Raw genomic sequence first — 21,025 nt, forward strand, 5'->3', positions numbered from 1 at the left:
GCGGGTGGTCATGGACGTCGCGCTGTGGCTCGGCCTCTGCGGGTTCGTGCTCATCGACGCGGGGAACAACCCGAAGCGCTGGGAACTGATCCTCGGGCTGACCGCGGTCACGGTCGCGGTCGTGCTGTGGCGTCGTTATCCGGTGGTCTCGCTCGCCATCGCGATGGTCGCCAGTTTCGTCATCCTGGGCAGCTTCGGCGGGCGGGTCCCGATCTGGGAAGGCTTCCTCCTGGTCGCGGTGAGCTACCTCGCCGGCTATCGGCAACCGGTCGCGAAGCCGATGCTGATCGTTTTCGCCGCCGTCTCGGTGGTCGCGGTCCCGGTGGCGCTGCTGTGGAGCAAGGACGGCTTCTCGGCGTGGGGCGCCCTGCTCGGGGTCCTGGTCTTCGCGTCGGTGACGCCGTGGCTGCTGGGCCGCTACATCCGACGGCGTGAGGACATGGCGCGCGACGGCTGGCGCCGCGCGGAGGAGATGGAGAGCCGTCAGCGCCTCGTCGCCGACCGCGCCCGCCTGCGTGAACGCACCCGGATCGCCAGCGACATGCACGATTCGCTGGGGCACGAGCTGAGTCTCATCGCCGTGCGCGCGGCGGCCTTGGAGGTCGCGGGCGGCCTCGACGAGCGGCAGCGGCAGGCCGCGGGGGAGCTGCGGCAGAGCGCCGCGATCGCCACCGAACGGCTGCGCGAGATCATCGGCGTGCTGCGGGAGGACGACGCCCCGACCGAGCCGGTGGACGAGAGCGTCGAAGAGCTGCTCGACCGGGCCAGGGCATCCGGTGTCCTGATCGAGTCCTCCGTGGATGATCCCGGCGACGATGAGCCGCGGATGGTCGACCGCGCGGCCTACCGCGTGGTCCAGGAGTCGTTGACCAACGTCGTCAAACACGCGCCGGGCGCCGCCGTCACCGTCCGGGTCACGCGGTCCGAGGGGCGCACGGACGTCGTGGTCGCCAACGCGGCGCCGCCCGCGGGACCGTTGCCCGGCCGGTCGTCGGGCCGCCGTGGCCTGATCGGGCTGCGTGAACGGGTCCGGCTGGTCGGCGGGACACTGCGGGCGGGACCGAGCGGTGGCGGGTTCGAGGTCGCCGCGACCCTGCCGCACGACGCGGCACCCTCGGCGGAATCGCCGGAGAGCCAGGCGGCGATGGACGCCGAAGTGGGGCAGTCGACGTCGGCGAGGGAGCTGGAACGAGCCCGCCGTGACGTCCGGCGCAGCCTGATCCAGGCGATCGTGGTGCCGATCGGGCTCTTCGGCGTGGTCGTCGGGATCAGCGGGGCGGTTTTCCTCGTCCAGTGGTACGGCTCCGTTCTCGCGAGCGGGAGCTACGACCGGATCCAGGTCGGCCAGACACGAGCGGAGATCGCGCCCCTCCTGCCGGGCGATCAGCGGATCGCGCGACCGCGGGTGCTGGAGCCGCCGGTGCCCAAGGGTGCGGTATGCGAGTACTACGGCACCGAGCGCACCGTGTTCAACTTGAACTACGAGGCATACCGGCTGTGCTTCGCCGACGGGAAACTGGTGGCGAAGGACGTGATCACCGAAGACGAGCAAAGGGGGAACCCGGATGATCCGGGTGGTGCTGGCCGATGACGAGGCGATGATCCGCGCCGGGGTGTCGGCGATCCTGGCCGCGGACGCCGGAATCGAGGTGGTCGCGGAGGCCGAGGACGGCCGCGCCGCCGTCGAGCAGGCCCGCGCGACCAGGCCGGACGTCGTCCTGCTCGACATCCGGATGCCGGTCATGGACGGGCTCAAGGCCGCCGAGGAGATCCGGCGGCTGCTGCCCGACATCGGCGTGATCATGCTGACCACGTTCGGCGAAGACGCCTACATCGAGCGCGCGCTGGCCCTCGGTGCGAGCGGCTTCCTGCTGAAATCCGGGGATCCGCGCGAACTGCTGTCCGGGATCCACGCGGTCGCGGGCGGGGCGGCGTTCCTCTCGCCGAAGGTCGCGCAGCGCGTCATCGCCCGCTTCTCCGGCAATCGGGTGACCCGCGCCGAAGAGGCGAAGGCGCTGATCGGCAAGCTGACCCCGCGGGAACAGGAAGTGCTGGCGCTGCTCGGGTCCGGACTGTCCAATGCGGACATCGCGGGCAAGCTGTTCGTGGTCGAGGGCACGGTGAAGGCCTACGTGAGCACGATCCTCAACCGGCTCGGCGCGCGGAACCGGGTGCAGGCCGCGATCACCGCGTACGAGGCGGGGCTGGTCGGCGAAGGACGGGAGGGGTCCAGCCGCTGACGCCGGCGCCGATGCGGGCGGTGAGCGCTCCGGGGAGCAGGCGGAACACTCCGTTGCGGACGGCGACGGCGAGCGGGTTACGCAGCTGTGGCCCGATTTTCCCGGCCTGGACCGAGGATTTGACGACCGACTGGCTGCGCGGACGGCGCTGCTCGTCGTAATTCTTCAGGCCTGCGTCGACGTCGTCGGTGGTACTGAGCGCGGCGGCGAGGACGACGGCGTCTTCGATCGCCTGGCAGCCGCCTTGGCCGAGGAACGGCGGCATCGCGTGCGCCGCGTCGCCGAGGAGCGCGACGCGGCCCCGCACGTAGGACGGCAGGGGAGTGCCGAGCAGGTAGAGGTCGTGGTGGAGCAGCGCCTCGGGCGGGGTGGCGCCGATGAGATCGGGGATGGGTTCGTGCCAGCCGCCGAAGCGGTTCCGCAGATAGGCTTTCGGGTCGCGTGCCGGATCCCCGCTTCGGCGACGTAGCTCGCCCACCAGTAGACCCGGCCGTCGTGCAACGGGATGACGCCGATCTCGGCGCCGTCGTCCCAGCTTGTGCTGAGTTCTGTGGAGTGAGGGAGGGTGGTCACCGCGCGGAACGCCGTGCTGCCGCTGTAGACCGGTTCGGGATGCCGTGGCCACAGTTGTTTCCGGAGTCCACTGTGGATTCCGTCGGCCGCGACGACCACGTCCGCGTCGAGATCGGCGAGGCCGGTGACCGCGGTGCCGGTGCGGACGCATCCGGCGGGCAGGGCGTCGAGGAGTGCCTCGATGAGGTCGGCGCGGTGGATGGCGGCGAGCGGGCGGCCGTGGTGACGGCGGAAGGCGTCGGCGTCCCATCGGGTGATGCGGCGGCCGTTCCGGTCGTGGAGGCCGCCGGACGACTGTTCCTGGAGCTTGTCGAGGTGGACGCCCAGCGCTTCGAGCGAGCGCAGGGCGTTCGGCCACAGGGAGATGCCCGCGCCCACGGCGGTGAGTTCCGGCGCTTGTTCCAGGACTGTGACCTCCCAGCCGATGCCGTGCAGTCCGATGGCGGCGCTGAGCCCGCCGATTCCTCCGCCGACCACGATCGCTTTGCGCATGTCGACCTCCTCTACATCTGTAGAGTACTACTACACTTGTAGAGTGCGAAAGGCGATGATCGGAGACGCGGCCATCGAGGTGATCGCGGCCGAGGGGATGCGCGGGCTGACGCATCGCGCGGTCGACCGGTTCGCCGGGCTGCCACCGGGTTCGACCTCGTATTACGCGCGGACGCGGGGGGCGCTGCTGGAGCTGGCGATCTCGCGGATGGTCGAACTCGACGACGTCACCCTCGACCCGCCGCCCGGGGAGCTGGCCGAATACCTGGCGGGGTTCGCGTACGCGGCGATCACGCGGGGGCGGACGCGGATGCTCGCGCGGTACGAGTTCGCGCTGGAGGCGACGCGGCGGCCGGAGTTGCGTGAGGCTTACGACCGCGGGGGGCTGATGATCCGGCGGAGGTGTGCCGAGGTGCTGGACGGCCGCGGGTCGGCGGAGCCGGAGCGGCACGCGCGGGTGCTCATTGGGTGGCTCGACGGGACGATCTTCGACGCGCTGGCCGGGACCGGCTCGCTGCGGCCGCCGGACCTCGCTGAGCTGACGCGGGACGCGCGGGAGGTGCTGGCGGGGCTCGGGGTGGCGGGGTAGCAAGGGACCTTTGCTATCGCCTGGGGCTCTGACCTGCGGTTATGGCGAGGAAGGGAGCGGGGGACCTTTGCTGTCGCCGGGGGGTGTGTGGATATAGGGACGTTGAGTGTCCCTATATCCACACACCCCCTACGCCCCGTAGCGATGGATACGGACTGTGTGGATTTTGCTGCGTCAGACGAAGCGAAATCCACACAGCCACAGCGCCGACCTGCGGAAAGAGAGCAAGGGACCTTTGCTATCGCCTGCCTCAACGCTGGGACAGGCGATAGCAAAGGTCCCTTGCTCCCCTTTCAGGCGTCGCGCCGGCGGAGCACGGTGGACCCGGCCGCGAGACCGGCCACAGCCCAAGCCGTACAGAGCGCGATGCCGACCCAAGGCGCGTAGGGCGCGACGCCGCCGAAGATGGGGTTCGGCTCGCCTGAGGTGACCATCGCGTTGACGCCCGCGAAGCCGGGGAAGTAGTTCACGAGGTCTTCCCAGCCGAGCGATCCGGCGAACATCGGGATCATCACCAGCAGCACGAACACCGACACGATCGTCCCCGCGGTGCTGCGCAGCGCCGTCCCGAGCCCGAGGCAGAGCAGCCCCAGCAGCGCGAAGTATCCGCCCATGCCCGCGGCGGTCGCGAGCACGGCCCCCACCGACGAGTCCGGCGCCGGGATCAGCGGCGCGGAAACGGCCACCCCGGCGAGTGTGTTCAGGACGCCGTAGCCGAACAGCACCGGCAGCAGCACGGCCGACTTCGCCGCGAGGACGCGGTTGCGCACCGGGACCCACTGCAGGGTCGAGCGGATGCTGCCGCTGGCGTACTCGCTCGTGACGAACAGCGTCGCCAGCGCCACCACCGCGAACTGCGAGAGATAGAACGCCGCGCCGACCACGACGGCGTGCGGGGCCATCGGGCGGTCGCTGCCGTCGCGCAGGGCGAAACCCAGCGCCGTCGAGTAGGCGAGCATCAGCGCCAGCCCGGCGGCGAGGCACCACCAGGTCGAGCGGACCGACCAGAACTTGGTCCACTCCGAAGAGATCGCGTTCATCGTGCACTCCACTGCTTGAAGAAGGCGGTCAGCCGGTCACGGAAGAAGTCCAGCGCCACCCGGGAATCGATCGAGCCGTACTGGTTGCGGACGAGGTCGGCGGGCATCGAGGACCGCAGGCCCAGCTGGTCCACCAGGATCGCGGCGTCGGTCACCGAAGAGTGCCCGCTGTTCTCGAGCAGGTACCGCTCCTTCGGCCCGGTGAGCCGCGGCCAGGTCTCGTCCCAGCTCGTCCCGAAGTTCGTCTCGCCGATCGGGCTGGCCAGCAGCAGCAACGGCCGGTCGAGCGAGACGGTGCCGTAGAACGGGCCGTCGACGTTCACGCCCGCCCTGATCCGCCGGTCGGCGACCATCGACGCGGCCGTCGCCGCACCCCCGGCCGAGTGACCCGCCATGCCGATTTTCGTCGGATCGATGGACCAGCGACGGTCGTTCAGGAGGGTGTCGAGGACGAACGACGTGTCGGCGGCGCGGTTTTCGATGGCTCCCGGCCAGGGCTGGCCGGGAAGTCCACAAGGGACACATTGGCGCAGGCCGTCGGGGAACTCCGTTTCCCAGGCTTCGTAGGCGTGGTCGATCCCGGCGACCACGAATCCCCGTGCGGCGAGACGTTCGGCCACCGCGGTCAGGGTGATCCGGTTGTTGCCCGCACCCGGCGAGAGCAGGACCAGCGGACGTCGTCCTGGCAGGGAAGGCGCGTTCTCCCGGGAATGGACCCGCACCTTGCTCAGCGTGTCGGGCGGGAGATCGAGCTTCCGCCCCGCGATCGCCGCCGCCGACTCCGCCCGCGTCATGTACAGCGGCGCGCGCCCGACCGGGGCGGCCGGGTACCAGACGTTGACCATCAGCTCACGCCGCTTCTCCGGCACCCAGGGGTCGGCTCGCCGCTGATCGGTGAGGTGCAGCGTGCGCATCCCGATCGGGAACGGGCCACCCGGCGAGGGCAGCGACAGCTCCGGCGAGGCGGATGCGGCCGCAGGCACCCCCAGCAGGCCGGCGATCACCGCCACCAGGACCACGAGTGATTTCATGCCGCGACTCCCGTTCCGTATTCGACCGACGACGCGGTCAGTTCCATGTAGGCCTGTTCCAGCGACGCGGTCCGTTCGGTCAGCCCGTGTACGCGGATCCCGAGTTCGTGCACCACGTCGCCGACCCGGGCGACGGTCAGGTCGTGCACGATCAGTTCGCCCTCCTCGGCTTCCGTGCTCGCGCCGAGCGCGCGCAGCCGCTGGTCGAGTGCGCGCAGTTCGGCGAGGACCGGCACCCGCACCGCGACCGAAGAACGCGAATTGCCCGCGATGAACTCGTCGACCGGGGCGTCGGCGAGCAGCTTTCCCTTGCCGATGACGACGAGGCGGTCCGCGGTCAGCTGCATTTCGCTCATCAGGTGGCTCGACACGAACACCGTGCGGCCCTCCTCGGCGAGCGAACGCATCAGCTGCCGCACCCAGCGGACGCCGTCGGGGTCGAGGCCGTTCACCGGCTCGTCGAACATCAGCACGCCCGGGTCGCCCAGCAACGCGCCGGCGATGCCGAGCCGCTGGCCCATGCCGAGCGAGAACGTCCCCGCTCGTTTGCCCGCGACATCGGTGAGGCCGACCGTCGCCAGTACCTCGTCCACCCGGCTCGCCGGGATCCCGTTGCTGCGCGCCATCGCCAGGAGATGTTTGCCCGCGCTCCGGCCGGGGTGCAGTGCCTTGGCCTCCAGCAGCGCCCCGACCTCGCGCAGCGGGGACCGCAGGTCCGTGTACCGCTTGCCGTCGATGCGGACCTCGCCGTCGCTCGGCGCGTCGAGGTCGAGCGTCATCCGCATGGTCGTCGACTTGCCCGCGCCGTTGGGCCCGAGGAAGCCGGTCACCTTGCCCGGCTCGACAGCGAAGGTCAGCCCGTCGACGACCGTCTTCTCGCCATAGCGCTTCGTTAGTCCTCGAAGCGTGATCATCCGCGTCCTCCTTCGTATGGGGCAAGTTTCCGGCGCGGGGACCCGGCGGGGCATTACCCCGAAGTCATCGGCCACCCCTTACTTTCGGCAGGTGCCGTTCGGCGCGAGTCGTCGCGGAAAGGCAGAATCTGCGCCATGACCACCCGCGAACAACGGCGCGTGAATCCGCTCGACCTGGTGATGCTCGTACTCGCCGTGTTCTCCGTCGGGTTGCTCGTCTACGTGACGTTCTTCCCGCATTCGGACGAGACGGCGCACACCGTCTTCGTCATCGACACGACGGTGTGCGGGCTGTTCGCGCTGGAATTCCTGTGGCGGTGGCGGCGTCACCGCTGGGACAAAAGGTTCCCGCTGCGGAACTGGTACGAGATCCTCGGCATGATCCCCATCGCGCATCCGGCGCTGCGCGGATTCCGGCTGCTGCGGATCATCGTGGTGCTGGTCCGGCTCGCCCGCACGGCGGATCGCGCGTTCGGGGAGCGGTTCACGCAGCGGCTGGTCGAACGGTTGTCCCGGCCGATCGTGCTGGCGATCAAGAAGCCGATCACGATCGCGGTGCTCGACGAGGTCGTCAAGGTGCTGGAAACCGGCAACTATCCGCAGAACCTCGCGCGTTCGCTGGGGGAGAACCAGACGTTGCTGCGGGGGATCATCGCCGAGAAGCTCAAGAACGACCCGCAGGCGGGACGGCTTTCCCGCCTGCCGTTCCACGACGAGGTGGTGCGCTCGGTCATCGACACCGCGATGCGCGTGATCCTCGAAGTGCTGACGGATCCGCGGACCGACGAGTTCTTCGCGCATGTCGTGCGGGAGAACCGGGAGCAGATCCGGAGCGCGGTGCAGCTGGGGCTGAACGAGCGGCTGGACGACGAGGAGCTGGCGGAGCGGCTGCCGACCCGGCCGCAGCACCAGATGATGGACTGACCGGTCAGGAGCCGCGACGGCTGGTCCGCCGGGTGGGAGCGGCGCTCAGCGGGTCTTCCGGCCAGGGATGCTTCGGGTAGCGCCCCCGGAGATCGGCGCGCACGGCGGCGTATCCGTTGCGCCAGAACGATTCCAGGTCGGCGGTGACGGCGGCGGGGCGGCCGGCGGGCGAGAGCAGATGAAGGACGACGGGCACGCCCGCCAGCTCCGGTGTCGTGAGCCAGCCGAAGGTTTCCTGCAGCTTCACGGCCAGCACCGGCTGCTCGCCCGAGTAGTCGACCCGGATCCGAGAACCGGACGGCACTTCCAGCCGATCCGGCGCCAGTTCGTCCAAACGCGACGCTTCGGGCCACGGGAGCAGGCCCCGTAGCGCGGCACCCGCGTCCAGTGAAGCCAGATCCGACCGGCGGCGCGCGGAGCCGAGATCCAGCCAAGAGTCCAAAGTGGACAACAGAGTCGCGTCATCGACGGCGGGCCAAGGCGAACCCAGCACCCGATGGAGGAAGGACAAACGCTCACGCAGCCGTCGGCCGTCCTCGGACCAGCGCAGCAGGCCGAGTCCTTCGGCGCGCAAACCTTCCAGCAGCGCGGCGCGGATCGCGTCCGGCGCGGGCGAGCGCAACGGTTTCTCCGAGAGCACGATCGCTCCGAGCCGCCGCACCGAACGTGCCACGACGTCGCCGTGGGACCAGTGCACCTCGTCCGCCGCCGTGACCAGATTCGGCGCCGCGCGGACGGCCAGGTCTTCGTCGGCGGGCGCGGCCAGCCGGATGACGCCCTGCGCGCGGCCGGGATCGCGGGTCGCTTCGGCCACCGCCAGCCATTCGACGTCGGCCAGTCCGCTCCCGCGCGGCAGTTCCGCCGCCGTGCCACCGGCCATCAGATAGACCGGCGTCCCCGCGGAACGCCGCCGCGCGAGCCGTTCGGGATGGGCCAGCGCGACGACCAGCGCGGGATCGGGCGCCCCGCCGCCGTCGGGCACCAGCTTGGAAAGCCGCCGCACGTCGGACTTCCAGCGGTCGTCACCCCGTACCCGCCGCAGTTCGGCTTCGAGGTCGGTCAGTGTGCCGCCGCTGTCGAGCAGGGCGACGACCTCGGCCGCCGAACGCGCGTTGGTCCGCGCCGCGCCGTCCAGCAACGCCCGCGCCAGCCGGGGATGCAGCCCGAGCCCGGCCATCTTCCGGCCGCGTTCGGTCACCGTCCCGTCTTCCGCGGTCGCCCCGAGGGTGACCAGCAACGCGCGACCGGCAGCCAGCGCGCCTTCGCCGGGCGGATCCCACCAGGCGAGGCCGGAACCGTCCGGAGTGGACCAGCAGGCGAGTTCCAGGGCGAACCGCGCCAGTTCGGCCGTCCGGATCTCGGGCTCGGGGTAGGCGGGCAGGGAACCCTGCTCATGCGCCGCCCAGCAACGGTAAGCGCGCCCCGGCGCCTCACGGCCGGCCCGGCCGGCGCGCTGTTCCGCGACAGCCGCCGAAACCCGGACCGTCGCCAGCCCCGGCAGGCCACGCCGATGATCGACACGGGGCACGCGGGACAGTCCGCAGTCCACCACCGCGCGTACGCCGGGAACGGTCAGGCTGGACTCGGCGACCGACGTCGAGAGCACGACCCGGCGGCGGGCGCGCGGGCGCAGCGCGGCGTCCTGGCTCGCCGCCGGAAGCCGCCCGTGCAGTGGCAGCACGTCGGCGTCCAGACCGCCGAGCCGCTCGCTCACCCTGGCGATCTCACCCGCGCCGGGCAGGAACGCGAGCACGTCACCGTCTCCTTCGGACAGTGCTTTGTGGATCGCGCGGACGACGGTCGCCTCGATCCGCTCGCCTCGCGAAGGCGGGCAGTACGCGACGTCGACCGGGTAGGTCCTCGCGTGCGCGGTGATCACCGGCGCGTCCCCGAGCAGGGCCGCCAGCCGTCCGGCGGCCACGGTGGCGGAGGTCGCGAGCAGGCGGAGGTCGTCCCGCAGCCCGGCGCGCACGTCCAGCAGCAGCGCGAGCAGCAGATCCGCGTCGAGATGGCGTTCGTGGCATTCGTCGAGCAGGACGGTCGAAACCCCGGCCAGTTCGGGATCGGCCTGTACGCGCCGGACCAGCAGCCCGGAGGTGACCACTTCGATCCGCGTCGAAGAGGACACCTTCCGGTCGCCGCGCACCGCGTAGCCGACCGTCTCGCCGACCCGTTCGCCCAGCAGGGACGCCATCCGCGCGGCGGCGGCCCGCGCGGCCAGCCGCCTCGGTTCGGCGACGATCACCCGGCCTTCGCCGTTGTCCAGGGCGAGCGGCACCAAGGTGGTCTTGCCGGTTCCCGGAGGCGCGACGAGCACCGCCGTGCCGTGTGCGTCGAGGGCGGCTTGGAGTTCGGGCAGGACGGCCCGAACCGGCAGGTCGGGAAGGGTCACTGCTCGGTGACCTGCGGCGGGGGCGGGATCCGGTAGCCGGACGGGCCGATGTTGCGGTTCAGCGAGGCGAGCCAGTCACCCGACGAGATCATCTTCTGGATGGCCCTGGCCACCGCCGCCCGCCCCTCGTTGTCGCCTTTGCGCAGGCCGACACCGTATTTCTCCTGGGAGAACCGCTTGCCGACGACCCTCAGCAGCTCCGGGTTCTGCGCGACGTACCCGGCAAGGATGACGTCGTCGGTGGTCACCGCGTCGACCTGTCCCGCGAGCAGTGCTGTGACGCAGTCCTGATAGCGCGGGTATTCGACGAGCTGGACGGCCTGGGCGAACTTGTCCCGCACCTGCTCGGCCGAGGTGGTGCCGCCCACGGCGCACAGCTTGCGGCCGTTGAGGTTCTCCGGGCCGGTGATGTCGGTCGACCGGAGGCGCACCAGCAGATCCTGGCCGGTATCGAAATAGGGCCCGGCGAACGCGACCATCTGTTTGCGTTTCTCGGTGATCGAGTAGGTCGCCACCATCAGATCCGTGATCCCGGATGTTATGTCCGTCTCGCGCGTCGACGGCTTGCTGTCGTGCCAGGTGATGTGATCCTCGTCGACGCCGAGTTCGCTCGCGACGTACTTCGCCACGTCGACGTCGAAACCGACGTACCGGCCGTCGATCGTGCGTTTGGAGAGTCCCGGCTGGTCGAAGCGGATTCCGATGGTGAGTTTGTTGGACCCGACGGCGCGCGCGACGAGCGAATCCGCCGGGGCGGTCTCGTCGCCGCAGGCCGCCGCCGTTGTGACCAGCATCAAACAGGCCGCCAGCAGGGCGCGTCCCCTCATCGGGTGCCTCCGTCCGCCGCCTCACATTGTTCTCAGGGTCGACGGCTAGCCTAGGCCCGTGCGTAGACCGCCCCAAGTCGTACTCGACGCCGTGGGCACGCTCGCCCGGCTCGGACTGGCCGCCGTCTGGTTGATTTCCGGAGCGCTGAAGATCAGCGATCCGGGGCAGACCTACATCGCGGTGCAGGCGTTCGATGTCCTGCCGGACGGGTTCGTCCGCCCGGTCGCGATCGCGATGCCGCTCGCCGAACTGGCGCTCGGCCTGTTCCTGCTCGCCGGGTTCGTGACCCGGTGGGTGTCGGTGCTGTCGGTGCTGCTGCTCGCGGTGCTCATCGCCGCGATCGCCCAGTCGTGGGCGCGCGGGCTGAGCATCGATTGCGGCTGCTTCGGCGGTGGCGGTCAGATCGCCGCGGATCAGACGCGATATCCGCAGGAGATCGCCAGGGACCTCGGGTTCGCGTTACTGGGTGTCTGGCTCATCGTGCGGCCGCGGACGTGGCTGTCCGTGGACGGCTGGCTCGGGAACTCTCGCGGTGCCGCCGACGACGACTATGTGGGTATCGCTGAAGGGAACGAATAATCGTGGGTGGAGCTGAGCGCAACGCTCGGAAACGCAAGCAGCAGCAGACGGCGGCGCGTTCGGTCGCGCAGGCCAGGGGTGTGGCCGGCGGGGACAAGAAGAAGGTCGTCGCGATCACGGTCGCCGTGGTCGTGCTCGCCGCGCTGGTGATCGGTGGCGTCCTGTGGACGACGTCCAGCAAGGACACCACCGAGGGCAAGGTGATCCAGGCACAGACGACCACGTCCGCGCCCGGTGTCGTCGAGAAGCGTGACGGGGCCGTCGTGGTCGTCGGCAAGCCCGAGGCGAAGAAGACCATCGACATCTACGCCGACTTCCTGTGCCCGGTCTGCAAGCAGTTCGAGGAGTCGTTCAAGGGGCAGATCCAGGAGCAGGTGAACAACGGCGTCCTGCAGGTCCGCTATCACATGCTGCCGATGCTCAACCAGCGTTCCGACCCGCCGGGCTACTCGCTGGACTCCGCCAACGCCTCGCTGGCCGCGGCCGACGCGGGCAAGTTCCTCGCCTTCCACGACGCGCTGTTCAAGGATCAGCCGCAGGAGGGCGCGCGCGGATTCGACAAGGCGCAGCTGATCAAGCTCGGCGCCGACGTCGGCATCACCGACCCGGCGTTCGCGATCGCGGTCAACACCGGTGCCTACGAGCAGCAGGTCAAGGACGCCTACGCGAAGATCTCCAAGGATCCGTCGCTGCAGCAGGACTTCGGCAACGGCCCCGGCTTCGGCACGCCGACCGTCACCGCGAACGGCCAGGTCGTGAAGCTCGAGGAGGGCTGGGTGCAGAAGGTCGTCGCCTGACCCCCGTCGCATTTCGTCCTCTGGATGCGTTAGTTGCGCGTGCAAGGACCGCATCCAGAGGACGAAATGCGGGGGTTTCAGGGGCGCGAAGCGGAGGCGAGGTGCGCGAAGGCCTGTACGCGGGCCGTCTCGGCGGAGTGCGGCCAGACGAGGCCCCACTCGACGTCGGGTGAATCCACGAAGGGCACGAAGCGGATCCGGGGATGGCTGAAGTACTCCCGCGCGTGCGCGGCGAGCGGGCAGATCCCGGCGCCGGTGGCGATCCCCGCGAGCAGTTCCTGGAAAGTCGTGAACGGCTTTCCCCGCGTCACCGGATGCCCGGCAGGCGTCAGCCACTGTCTCGGCTCCTCGACCCAATACGGCTCCGGCGGATGTGCCGCGCGGAGGACGGTGTCCCGCGCGAGGTCGTCCAGCGTCACGGATTCCCGTCGCGCGAACGGATGTTTCGACGAGACCGCGAGCACCATCGGTTCGGCGTACACGGCCGGTCCGGTCGCGAGATCGGCTTCGTCGGCCGGGAGCAGGGTCACCAGGACGTCGATCTCACCCGAGCGCAGCATCGCGAACGGGTCGGCGAAATCGGCCTCCCGGATGAGCAGTTCCGTATCCGGGTAGCGCTGCCGGAAGCTGTCCAGCAGGTCTTCGACCAGATCGGCGACGCCGGGCGCCTCGAAGCCCAGCCGGAGCACCCCGCCGACGCCGCGCCCGGCCGCGACCGCGCGTTCGATGCCTTCGTGCAGCGCGCGGTAGGCGGGTCCGAGGTCGTCCCGGAGCCGCTTTCCGATCGGCGTGAGCTGGACCCGCCTGCTGGTGCGGGCGAACAACGGCGCGCCGATCCGGCGCTCCACCTGCTTGATCGTCTGACTCACGCGGGCCTGTGAGATGTGCAGCCTGTCCGCGGTGCGGCCGAAATGCAGCTCGTCGGCCAGCGTCAGGAAGATCTCGATGTCCCGCAGTTCCATAATGTTCAGGTTATCGATCGGGGGCCGTGCCGGTCACCGGTAACCGTCTTTCTTCGCAGGTCTAGACCACATGCTCACCGTCATGCGTTAATTCAAGCCTTGAACTTACACTTCCGGCTTGGGTGGTGGGCAAGATGAAGAAGTTCGTGCTCCAGCTCGCTCTGCTGTTCGCCTCATGTCTCGCGCTGGCCATGGCGCCTGTTCCGGCGCAGGCCGCGCCCGCGTTCAAAGTACTGGCCTTCTACAACGGCACCTACGACGCGGCGCACATCAGCTTCGTCAAGGAAGCCCAAGAGTGGTTCCCGAAAATCGCTTCACAGAACAACTTCGCTTACACCGCGACCAAGGACTGGAACCAGCTGAACTCGCTGCAACCCTCGCAGTACCAGGTGGTGCTGTTCCTGGACGATCTGCCGCAGACCTCGGCGCAACGCGCGGGTTTCGAGCGCTACATGCGGGCGGGTGGCGCGTTCTTCGGCTTCCACGTGGCGGCGTTCACCACCAATCCGTCCACATGGGACTGGTACCACAACAGGCTCCTCGGCACGGGTGCGTTCAAGTCGAACACGTGGAGCCCGACGACGTCGACGTTGCGCGTGGAGAACCGGCCGCATCCGTCGACCACGCGGCTGCCCGCGACGTTCACCTCGTCGGTGAGCGAGTGGTACGCCTGGAACAACGATCTGCGGAAGAACCCGGACATCCGGATCCTCGCGTCGGTGGACCCGGTGAGCTTCCCGCTGGGCACCGACCCGAACCAGTCCTGGTACAGCGGGTACTACCCGATCCTCTGGACCAGCACCAAGTACAAGATGCTGTACGCCAACTTCGGCCACAACAAGATGAACTACGAGACGAACCAGCCGTTGTCGTCGACGTTCGCGAGTGAGGTGCAGAACCGCTTCGTCATCGACGGCCTGCTGTGGCTCGGTGGTGCGAAGACCGCTTAGTGAGGCTCAAGGCAGACGTGGTGTGTCTGGGCTTCTGCTGCGAGAGGGTCGCGAGCGCCATGCTTTGAGACGCTGATCGTCCCCGGCGAGTTGCTGGTCAGCGGGGTCCGAGTGTGGAGGATTCGGGACGTTCAACGTCCCAAATCCTCCACACTCGTTTTCCCTGGTCAGGCGGCCGGGCGATAGCAAAGGTCCCTTGCTACTCCTCGATGGCGCCGCCCACCGCACGCAGGTGCTCGCGAAACGTCAGCGAGGGCGACTTCGCGCGCTCAGCGAGGAAGTCGGCGAAGCGCACCTGTTCGCGAAGGGACTCTCCGGTGCGGATCCGGTCGGCCTGACGCCGCTCGGTGTCGCGGATGCCCTCCGCCAGATCCAGTACCTCGTCCGCCCGGTCGGCCGGGACGAACAGCACGCCGTCCTCGTCGCCGAACACGAGATCGTCCCGGCTCACCGTCCACTCGCCGACGACGGCGGACTCCAGCGCGCCGTCCGGGCGGGCCGAGACCGAGAGCGGGCCGGTCGGGATCGAACCGAGGCTGAACACCGGCAGACCGATCTTCCTGATGTCGGCGGTGTCGCGGTGCAGCCCCCAGATCACCACGCCGCTCAGCCCGGCCGCCTGCGCTTCCAGGACCGCGAGGTCCCCGACGCAGCTTTCGTCGAGCCTGCCGCCGTTGTCGACGACGAGGACGTCGCCGGGGTTCGCCCGTTCGTACGCTTCCAGGAAGACGTCGACGCTGCCGACGTGCCGGGCGGGGGTGACCCGCCCGGCGACGCGGCCGCCCGGCACGACGGTGTGCGTGCCGGCGGGGGCGCAGCGGACCGGGACGCGGGCGCGGACGCAGCCGTCGGTCAGATGCGCGGTGGTCAGCTGGGAGAAGCGCTGTCGAAGCTCTTCGGGATCCATGCCCCGACTTTAGCCACGGCGCCACACCACGGGAGTGTTGTCGTGACCGCCGCCTTGCAACGCCCCGGCGATCTCGCCGTTGTCGCCCACGGCGACGCCGTACGCCTCGGACGGCGCCGGAAGCCTCGTGATCGGGTTGCCCGGCGACCACACCACGGCCGTCTTGGGCAGATCGGGTGCTGAGATCCACCCAGTGACCAGTCCGGAACCGTTGAGCGCCATGGTGTTCATGGTGCTCGGCACTTCTTCGGAGGTGTCGAACGCCGTCCACAGCCGATCGCCCATCGGCGTCGAGGCCAGTATCCGCCCGTCGCGGATCGCGATCCCGCGTGCTTCGAAGACCCCGTTGGGGAGGACGAGTTGCCGCAGCACGCCGTCCTTCCAGAGCCAGGCGCCGCCGAACTGCTCGTTCAGCAGGACGGTGCCGTCGTGGTCGATGTCGACGGGACTGAGCAGCGACCGGACGTTCAGCAGTACCGGATGCGCGCGGTCGCCGGACGGCCACAACGCCGCGATGGAGCCGTTGCGAATATCGTTGAACACGGTCCCGACGACGTCGCCGCGGTTGTTGACGCCGAGGCCTTGGGTGTTGGAGTAGCCCGAAACCTTCCCGAGGGGCTGGAAGCCGCCGTTCTCGAAGACGAACGCGTGGCGGCTCTGGGCGGGGTACGACCTGGCGTTGACGAGTACCGACCCCGCCGTGTTCTCGTCCACGGTTTCGACCGATTCGTACCCCGCCGGGATGCCGTGGTCCGCGAAGGTCCCGTCGGCCCAGGTGATCAGCTTCCCGTCGGAGTGCCCCGCGTAGTGCCCGGCGCCGTCCGTGGCGACCACCCGCGCCAGTCCGCTGCCGGGCGGGATCGGCAGATAGCTCATCGTCCATCCGGTCGCCGACGCGGTGCCCGCCGACAACAGTCCGGTGGCGACGGTGACGGCCATCACCATGCTCGTACGCTTCATCGAAACCCCCTGTAAGTCGTGAAAGCCCTGTTTAACGGGGTTCCGAGCCGGGCGTCTGCGTCATCTGACACTCACCGAGCGGCAAGTAACATCCGTGCAGGAATGTATGTAAGGGGTTGATAAATACAAACCTGTCTGTATCTTCAGTCTCAGCAGCGACCCGGCAACGACAAGGAGCGTCGTGGTGGCCAACAAGGTGTACGTCGTCGGCGTGGGCATGACGAAATTCGAGAAGCCCGGGCGCCGCGAGGACTGGGACTACCCGCAGATGGCCAAGGAGTCGGGGACCAAGGCGCTCGCCGACGCCGGGATCTCCTTCGACGAGGTGCGGCAGGCCTACGTCGGCTACGTCTACGGCGAGTCGACGTCGGGGCAGCGCGCGGTCTACGAGCTGGGCATGACCGGGATCCCGGTGGTCAACGTCAACAACAACTGCTCGACCGGCTCGACAGCGCTCTATCTCGCCGCGGAGGCGATCCGGGGCGGTCGCGCGGACTGCGTGCTCGCGCTCGGCTTCGAGAAGATGCAGCCGGGATCGCTCGGCTCGACCTACGACGACCGCGAGCAGCCGATGGGCAGGCATCTCCAGGCGCTCGCGGAGATCTCCGAGGTGCTCTTCCCACCGGCGCCGTGGATGTTCGGCGCGGCGGGCCGCGAGCATATGAAGACCTACGGCACGACCGCCGAGCACTTCGCCAAGATCGGCGAGAAGAACCACCGGCACTCGGTGAACAACCCGTACGCCCAGTTCCAGGAAAGCTATTCGCTGCAGGACATCCTCGACTCGCGGATGATCTACGACCCGCTCACCAAGCTCCAGTGCTCGCCGACCTCGGACGGTTCGGGCGCCGCGATCCTGGCCAGCGAGTCCTTTGTGGACTCGCACGGGCTCGCGAGGCAGGCGGTCGAGATCGTCGGGCAGGCGATGACCACCGACTTCGCGAGCACGTTCGACGGCACCGCGAAGAACATCATCGGCTACGACATGAACGTCCAGGCCGCGCGCCAGGTCTACGACCAGGCGGGACTCGGGCCGGGCGACTTCCAGGTCATCGAGCTGCACGACTGCTTCTCCGCCAACGAACTCCTGCTCTACGAAGCGCTGGGACTCTGCGCCGAAGGGGAAGCCGGGAAACTCGTCGATTCCGGGGACACCACCTACGGCGGCAAATGGGTCGTCAACCCGTCCGGCGGGCTGATCTCCAAGGGACATCCGCTCGGCGCCACCGGTCTCGCGCAATGCGCCGAACTGACCTGGCAGCTTCGCGGAACCGCGGACAAGCGGCAGGTCGACGGCGTCGAAGCCGCGCTGCAGCACAACATCGGACTCGGCGGCGCCGCCGTCGTCACCGCCTACCAGCGCGCCGAGCGCTGATCCCACCGAAAGGAATAACCATGGGCAAGATCAGTGCCTCCGTCGAACTCCCCGCCTCGCCCGAGAAGGTCTGGGCGGAGTTCTCCAACCCCAACAACTTCGAGAAGTGGCTGACCATCCACACCAAGTGGAAGGGTGACGTCCCGGCCGAGTTCTCCAAGGGGGCGCAGGCTTCCGAGGTCGTCACGATGCTCGGGATGCCGAACACGATCACCTGGACGGTGGACGAGTTCGAGGCGCCGTCGAAGCTCGCGATCTCGGGGACCGGCATGGCCGGGGTGAAGGTCAAGTTCGAACTGTCCGTGGCGGCGTCCGGTGACGGCTCGCTCGCCAGCATCGACGCGGAGTTCGCGGGCCAGATGATCGTCGGCGCGCTCGGCAAGGCCGTCGAGAAGGACGGCAAGAAGAACCTCGACGCCTCGCTCGAGAACTTCAAGGCGCTGGTCGCGTGACCGACGAGCGGTTCGATCCCGGCGGGCTCGGCAAGTGGACCGGCGAGTCCCGGTTCGAGGTGACCCGCGAGCGGCTGATCGAGTACGCGAAGGCCACGAACGACCCGATCCCGGCGCATCTCGCCGGGGACGTCGCGAGCCCGGTGTTCGCGATCGTGCCGGTGTTCGAGTCGCTGATGGAACCCGCGCTGGAGGTCGTCCCGGTCGGGTTGTTCGGCCGGATCGTGCACGGCGAACAGGAATTCCGCTTCCACCGGCCGATCCGGCCCGGCGACAAACTCGTGTCGCGGGCACGGATGACCGGCTACGAGGGTCTGCCGAACGGCACCCGCGGCACCATCCACCTCGAATGCCGCACCGAAGACGGCGACCTGGTCAACGAGCAGTACGTGACGTTGTTCGTGCGCGGGTTCGACACCGGCGAGACCCGGGGCGAACTCGGACCGGAGCACAAGTTCGACGAAGCGCTGCGCGCGGCGCCGCCGGTGGCGAAGGTGAGCCAGCACGTCGACGACGACCAGACGTACCGGTACGCGCCCGCGGCGGGCGATCCGATGCCGATCCACCTCGACGAAGAGGTCGCGAAGGCATCGGGACTGCCGGGGATCATCGCGCACGGCCTGTGCACCATGGCGTTCGCGTCGTGGGCGCTGCTGACCGAGGTCGCCGGGTCCGATGTGGACAGACTGAAGCGGTTCGCCGTCCGGTTCGCCAAACCGGTGCTGCCGGGCCAGGACCTGACGACGCGCATCTGGCACGCGGGCGCCGGAAGCCATGCGTTCGAAACCACCGTCGGCGACACCGTCGTGCTCAAGGACGGTCTCGCGGAATTCGCGGAGTAGGAGCAAAGCCATGGGAGCACTCGACGGGCGGGTCGCCGTCATCACCGGCGCCGGTCGCGGGATCGGCCGCGAACACGCGCTGCTGTTCGCGCGGGAGGGCGCGAGCGTCGTGGTCAACGACCTCGGCGGCGCGAACGACGGCAGCGGCGCCGACACGGGGCCCGCACAGGAGGTCGTCGACGAGATCCGCGCCGCGGGCGGGAAGGCCGTGGCGAACACGGCCAACGTCGCCGACTGGGCGGGTGCCGAGGAACTGGTCGCGCAGGCGGTGGGCGAGTTCGGCAAGCTCGACGTCGTCGTGAACAACGCCGGCATCCTGCGTGACGCGTTCCTCGCCGGGATGGAGGAGTCCCACTGGGACGCCGTGATCGCCGTGCACCTCAAGGGGCACGCGGCGGTGCTGCGGCACGCGGCCGCGTACTGGAAGTCCGCGAGCAAGGCCGGGGAGCAGGTGGCGGGTGCGGTGATCAACACCGCGTCGGCGTCCGGCGTCACGCTGCCGAACGCGGGACAGGCCAACTACGGCGCGGCGAAAGCGGGGATCGCCGCGCTGACCCTGGTCGCGGCCGAAGAGCTGGAGCGGTACGGCGTGCGGGTCAACGCGATCGCGCCGATCGCGCGCACCCGGCTCACGCTGGCGACGCCGGGCATGGGCGCGATCTTCGCGCAGGAGGTCGAGGAAGGGGAGTTCGACGCGTTCTCCCCGGCCAACATCTCGCCGCTGGTGGCCTACCTCGCGACCGAGAAGTGCCCGCTCACCGGCAAGGTCTTCGCGGTCCAGGGCGGGGCGATCTCGGAACTCGCGGGCTGGCACGACGTCAAGGTGATCGAAACCGAGGAAGCCTGGGAGATCGACGACATCGCGGCCAGGCTGCCGTGATCGAGTGGTCCGAGACCGAGCTGCTGATCCGGGACGCGATCCGCGAGTTCGTCGACAAGGAGATCCGTCCGCATCTCGACGCGCTGGAAAGCGGGACGCTGCCGCCGTACGACATCATCCGCAAGATGTTCGCGTCGTTCGGGATCGACGCGCTCGCGCGGGAATCGGTGTCGAAGCTGCTGTCGAAGTCGCCCGGGTCCGGTTCGGGTGGCGGTTTGGCGTTCGGCGGGCAGGAGGCGATGGCGCTCATCGCGGTGAGCGAACTGGCCGGGGTCAGCCTCGGCATCGTCGCCTCGCTCGGGGTGAGCATCGGGCTGACCGCGCAGACGATCCTGACCAAGGGAACGCAGGCGCAGAAGGAACGCTGGCTGCCCGGGCTGGCGACGTTCGAGAAGGTCGGCGCCTGGGCGATCACCGAACCCGACTCCGGCTCGGACGCTTTCGGCGGGATGAAGACGTCGGTGCGGCGTGACGGCGACGAGTATGTCCTCAATGGACAGAAGACGTTCATCACCAACGGTCCGTACGCCGACACGATCATCGTCTACGCGAAGCTTGACGAAGGCTCGGAGGTACGGGACCGCAAGGTGCTGACGTTCGTGCTGGACAAGGGGATGCCCGGGCTCACGCAGGGCAAGCCGTTCAAGAAGATGGGCATGATGTCCTCGCCGACCGGTGAGCTGTTCTTCAGCGATGTCCGGCTCGGGCGGGACAGGCTGCTCGGCGAATCCGAGACCGGCCGTGACGGTGACAGCAAGGCCGAGGTGAAGTCCGGGTTCGCCGTCGAGCGGATCGGGGTCGCGGCGCTGGCACTCGGGATTATCAACGAGTGTCATCGGCTTTGCGTGGACTACGCGAAGAACCGGAAGCTGTGGGGCCAGGAGATCGGGCGGTTCCAGCTGATCCAGCTCAAGCTGGCGAAGATGGAGGTCGCGCGGATCAACGTGCAGAACATGGTCTTCCAGCTGGTCGAGACGCTGCGCGCGGGGAAGATGCCAACGCTGGCCGAGGCTTCGGCGATGAAGCTGTACTCGTCGGAGGCGGCGACCGAGGTGGCGATGGAGGCCGTGCAGCTGTTCGGCGGCAACGGGTACATGGCGGAGTACCGGGTGGAGCAGCTGGCGCGGGACGCGAAGTCGCTGATGATCTACGCGGGGAGCAACGAGATCCAGGTGACGCACATCGCGAAGGGGCTGCTGGGGCGGTAAGGACCGCGGGCCGGGTGGAGCGTCAGCGGGCCCGGGGTGGTCTGGGTCGTGAGTGGTAATGACGGTTAGAACCGTCATTACCACTCACGA

The 21,025-nt window shown here is 69.1% G+C and carries 20 protein-coding genes and 1 pseudogene; 12 read left to right on the top strand and 9 right to left on the bottom strand.

Features of this window, described 5'->3' with window-relative positions; genetic code table 11:
• Positions 1-10: 10 nt before the first annotated feature.
• Positions 11-1,591, top strand: coding sequence for a sensor histidine kinase (locus L324_RS15085; protein ID WP_051173911.1), 1,581 nt, complete (start codon positions 11-13; stop codon positions 1,589-1,591).
• Positions 1,566-2,240, top strand: a complete 675-nt coding sequence (locus L324_RS15090) for a response regulator transcription factor (RefSeq protein WP_037307694.1) — start codon at positions 1,566-1,568, stop codon at positions 2,238-2,240. Before L324_RS15085 ends, L324_RS15090 begins: the two co-directional genes overlap by 26 nt.
• On the opposite strand, the pseudogene L324_RS15095 reads toward L324_RS15090, so the two are convergent.
• Positions 2,185-3,305, bottom strand: a pseudogene (locus L324_RS15095) (FAD-dependent monooxygenase). The gene L324_RS15090 and the pseudogene L324_RS15095 overlap by 56 nt on opposite strands.
• Positions 3,306-3,348: 43 nt before the next feature.
• Here L324_RS15095 and L324_RS15100 point away from each other — a divergent pair.
• A complete protein-coding gene (locus L324_RS15100) occupies positions 3,349-3,894 on the top strand; it encodes a TetR/AcrR family transcriptional regulator (protein WP_037307695.1) in 546 nt (181 codons plus the stop codon).
• 293 nt (positions 3,895-4,187) lie between these two features.
• Here the strand turns inward: L324_RS15100 and L324_RS15105 are convergent, their stop codons facing one another.
• The 3 genes from L324_RS15105 to L324_RS15115 are packed head-to-tail and all read right to left on the bottom strand — an operon-like array spanning position 4,188 to position 6,879.
• Positions 4,188-4,934 (bottom strand): ABC transporter integral membrane protein, encoded by a 747-nt coding sequence (locus L324_RS15105; RefSeq protein WP_037307697.1) that lies wholly within the window; start codon positions 4,932-4,934, stop codon positions 4,188-4,190.
• Entirely contained in the window at positions 4,931-5,965 is a 1,035-nt protein-coding gene (locus tag L324_RS15110) for an alpha/beta hydrolase family protein (RefSeq protein ID WP_037307698.1), read from the bottom strand. The genes L324_RS15105 and L324_RS15110 overlap by 4 nt, the downstream gene beginning before the upstream one ends.
• Entirely contained in the window at positions 5,962-6,879 is a 918-nt protein-coding gene (locus tag L324_RS15115; protein ID WP_037307714.1) for an ABC transporter ATP-binding protein, read from the bottom strand. The genes L324_RS15110 and L324_RS15115 overlap by 4 nt, the downstream gene beginning before the upstream one ends.
• A gap of 135 nt (positions 6,880-7,014) precedes the next feature.
• On the opposite strand from L324_RS15115, the gene L324_RS15120 reads away from it, so the two are divergent.
• Positions 7,015-7,803 carry an ion transporter gene (locus tag L324_RS15120; protein WP_037307717.1) on the top strand — a complete coding sequence of 263 codons (789 nt, stop codon included), beginning with the start codon at positions 7,015-7,017 and terminating at the stop codon, positions 7,801-7,803.
• A gap of 4 nt (positions 7,804-7,807) precedes the next feature.
• Here L324_RS15120 and hrpB read toward each other — a convergent pair whose 3' ends face one another.
• Positions 7,808-10,195 carry an ATP-dependent helicase HrpB gene (hrpB, locus tag L324_RS15125; protein WP_037307720.1) on the bottom strand — a complete coding sequence of 796 codons (2,388 nt, stop codon included), beginning with the start codon at positions 10,193-10,195 and terminating at the stop codon, positions 7,808-7,810.
• Positions 10,192-11,022: a glutamate ABC transporter substrate-binding protein gene (locus tag L324_RS15130; RefSeq protein WP_037307722.1), complete on the bottom strand. Its 831-nt coding sequence runs from the start codon at positions 11,020-11,022 to the stop codon at positions 10,192-10,194. The genes hrpB and L324_RS15130 overlap by 4 nt, the downstream gene beginning before the upstream one ends.
• A gap of 91 nt (positions 11,023-11,113) precedes the next feature.
• On the opposite strand from L324_RS15130, the gene L324_RS15135 reads away from it, so the two are divergent.
• Both L324_RS15135 and L324_RS15140 read left to right on the top strand, forming a co-directional pair.
• The gene (locus L324_RS15135) at positions 11,114-11,602 is read left to right on the top strand and encodes a MauE/DoxX family redox-associated membrane protein (RefSeq protein WP_037307723.1); all 489 of its coding nucleotides are present in this window, start codon (positions 11,114-11,116) and stop codon (positions 11,600-11,602) included.
• Between the two features lie 2 nt (positions 11,603-11,604).
• Complete coding sequence (locus tag L324_RS15140; protein WP_037307724.1) at positions 11,605-12,399, top strand: DsbA family protein; 795 nt, start codon at positions 11,605-11,607, stop codon at positions 12,397-12,399.
• Positions 12,400-12,476: 77 nt separating this feature from the next.
• Here L324_RS15140 and L324_RS15145 read toward each other — a convergent pair whose 3' ends face one another.
• Positions 12,477-13,361, bottom strand: coding sequence for a LysR family transcriptional regulator (locus L324_RS15145; RefSeq protein WP_037307725.1), 885 nt, complete (start codon positions 13,359-13,361; stop codon positions 12,477-12,479).
• Positions 13,362-13,495: 134 nt separating this feature from the next.
• Here L324_RS15145 and L324_RS15150 point away from each other — a divergent pair, with 134 nt between their 5' ends.
• A complete protein-coding gene (locus tag L324_RS15150) occupies positions 13,496-14,311 on the top strand; it encodes a ThuA domain-containing protein (RefSeq protein WP_037308084.1) in 816 nt (271 codons plus the stop codon).
• Between the two features lie 199 nt (positions 14,312-14,510).
• On the opposite strand, the gene L324_RS15155 is transcribed toward L324_RS15150, so the two are convergent.
• Together L324_RS15155 and L324_RS15160 are read right to left on the bottom strand one after the other, a co-directional pair.
• On the bottom strand, positions 14,511-15,218 hold the full coding sequence (locus L324_RS15155) for an RraA family protein (RefSeq protein ID WP_037307727.1): 708 nt from the start codon (positions 15,216-15,218) through the stop codon (positions 14,511-14,513).
• 9 nt (positions 15,219-15,227) lie between these two features.
• The gene (locus L324_RS15160; RefSeq protein WP_235783539.1) at positions 15,228-16,178 is read right to left on the bottom strand and encodes a hypothetical protein; all 951 of its coding nucleotides are present in this window, start codon (positions 16,176-16,178) and stop codon (positions 15,228-15,230) included.
• A 181-nt stretch (positions 16,179-16,359) separates the two neighbouring features.
• Here L324_RS15160 and L324_RS15165 point away from each other — a divergent pair, with 181 nt between their 5' ends.
• Genes L324_RS15165 through L324_RS15185 form a run of 5 tightly spaced genes read left to right on the top strand, consistent with a single transcriptional unit; the run spans position 16,360 to position 20,935 of the window.
• Entirely contained in the window at positions 16,360-17,553 is a 1,194-nt protein-coding gene (locus tag L324_RS15165; protein ID WP_201769658.1) for a lipid-transfer protein, read from the top strand.
• A gap of 20 nt (positions 17,554-17,573) precedes the next feature.
• Positions 17,574-18,005 (top strand): type II toxin-antitoxin system Rv0910 family toxin, encoded by a 432-nt coding sequence (locus L324_RS15170; protein WP_037307733.1) that lies wholly within the window; start codon positions 17,574-17,576, stop codon positions 18,003-18,005.
• Complete coding sequence (locus L324_RS15175) at positions 18,002-18,847, top strand: MaoC/PaaZ C-terminal domain-containing protein (protein WP_037307734.1); 846 nt, start codon at positions 18,002-18,004, stop codon at positions 18,845-18,847. The genes L324_RS15170 and L324_RS15175 overlap by 4 nt, the downstream gene beginning before the upstream one ends.
• 10 nt (positions 18,848-18,857) lie before the next feature.
• Positions 18,858-19,727: an SDR family oxidoreductase gene (locus L324_RS15180; RefSeq protein ID WP_037307735.1), complete on the top strand. Its 870-nt coding sequence runs from the start codon at positions 18,858-18,860 to the stop codon at positions 19,725-19,727.
• Positions 19,724-20,935, top strand: a complete 1,212-nt coding sequence (locus L324_RS15185) for an acyl-CoA dehydrogenase family protein (RefSeq protein WP_037307736.1) — start codon at positions 19,724-19,726, stop codon at positions 20,933-20,935. Before L324_RS15180 ends, L324_RS15185 begins: the two co-directional genes overlap by 4 nt.
• Positions 20,936-21,025: the final 90 nt, after the last annotated feature.

It is taken from the genome of Amycolatopsis orientalis DSM 40040 = KCTC 9412 (assembly GCF_000478275.1).
GTDB lineage: Bacteria > Actinomycetota > Actinomycetes > Mycobacteriales > Pseudonocardiaceae > Amycolatopsis > Amycolatopsis orientalis.

Coding starts and splice junctions, on each gene's coding strand:
- L324_RS15085 (WP_051173911.1), top strand. CDS start 11: ATGGACGTCGCGCTGTGGCTCGGCCTCTGCGGGTTCGTGCTCATCGAC.
- L324_RS15090 (WP_037307694.1), top strand. CDS start 1,566: ATGATCCGGGTGGTGCTGGCCGATGACGAGGCGATGATCCGCGCCGGG.
- L324_RS15105 (WP_037307697.1), bottom strand. CDS start 4,934: ATGAACGCGATCTCTTCGGAGTGGACCAAGTTCTGGTCGGTCCGCTCG.
- L324_RS15110 (WP_037307698.1), bottom strand. CDS start 5,965: ATGAAATCACTCGTGGTCCTGGTGGCGGTGATCGCCGGCCTGCTGGGG.
- L324_RS15115 (WP_037307714.1), bottom strand. CDS start 6,879: ATGATCACGCTTCGAGGACTAACGAAGCGCTATGGCGAGAAGACGGTC.
- L324_RS15120 (WP_037307717.1), top strand. CDS start 7,015: ATGACCACCCGCGAACAACGGCGCGTGAATCCGCTCGACCTGGTGATG.
- L324_RS15130 (WP_037307722.1), bottom strand. CDS start 11,022: ATGAGGGGACGCGCCCTGCTGGCGGCCTGTTTGATGCTGGTCACAACG.
- L324_RS15145 (WP_037307725.1), bottom strand. CDS start 13,361: ATGGAACTGCGGGACATCGAGATCTTCCTGACGCTGGCCGACGAGCTG.
- L324_RS15150 (WP_037308084.1), top strand. CDS start 13,496: ATGAAGAAGTTCGTGCTCCAGCTCGCTCTGCTGTTCGCCTCATGTCTC.
- L324_RS15155 (WP_037307727.1), bottom strand. CDS start 15,218: ATGGATCCCGAAGAGCTTCGACAGCGCTTCTCCCAGCTGACCACCGCG.
- L324_RS15160 (WP_235783539.1), bottom strand. CDS start 16,178: ATGAAGCGTACGAGCATGGTGATGGCCGTCACCGTCGCCACCGGACTG.
- L324_RS15170 (WP_037307733.1), top strand. CDS start 17,574: ATGGGCAAGATCAGTGCCTCCGTCGAACTCCCCGCCTCGCCCGAGAAG.
- L324_RS15180 (WP_037307735.1), top strand. CDS start 18,858: ATGGGAGCACTCGACGGGCGGGTCGCCGTCATCACCGGCGCCGGTCGC.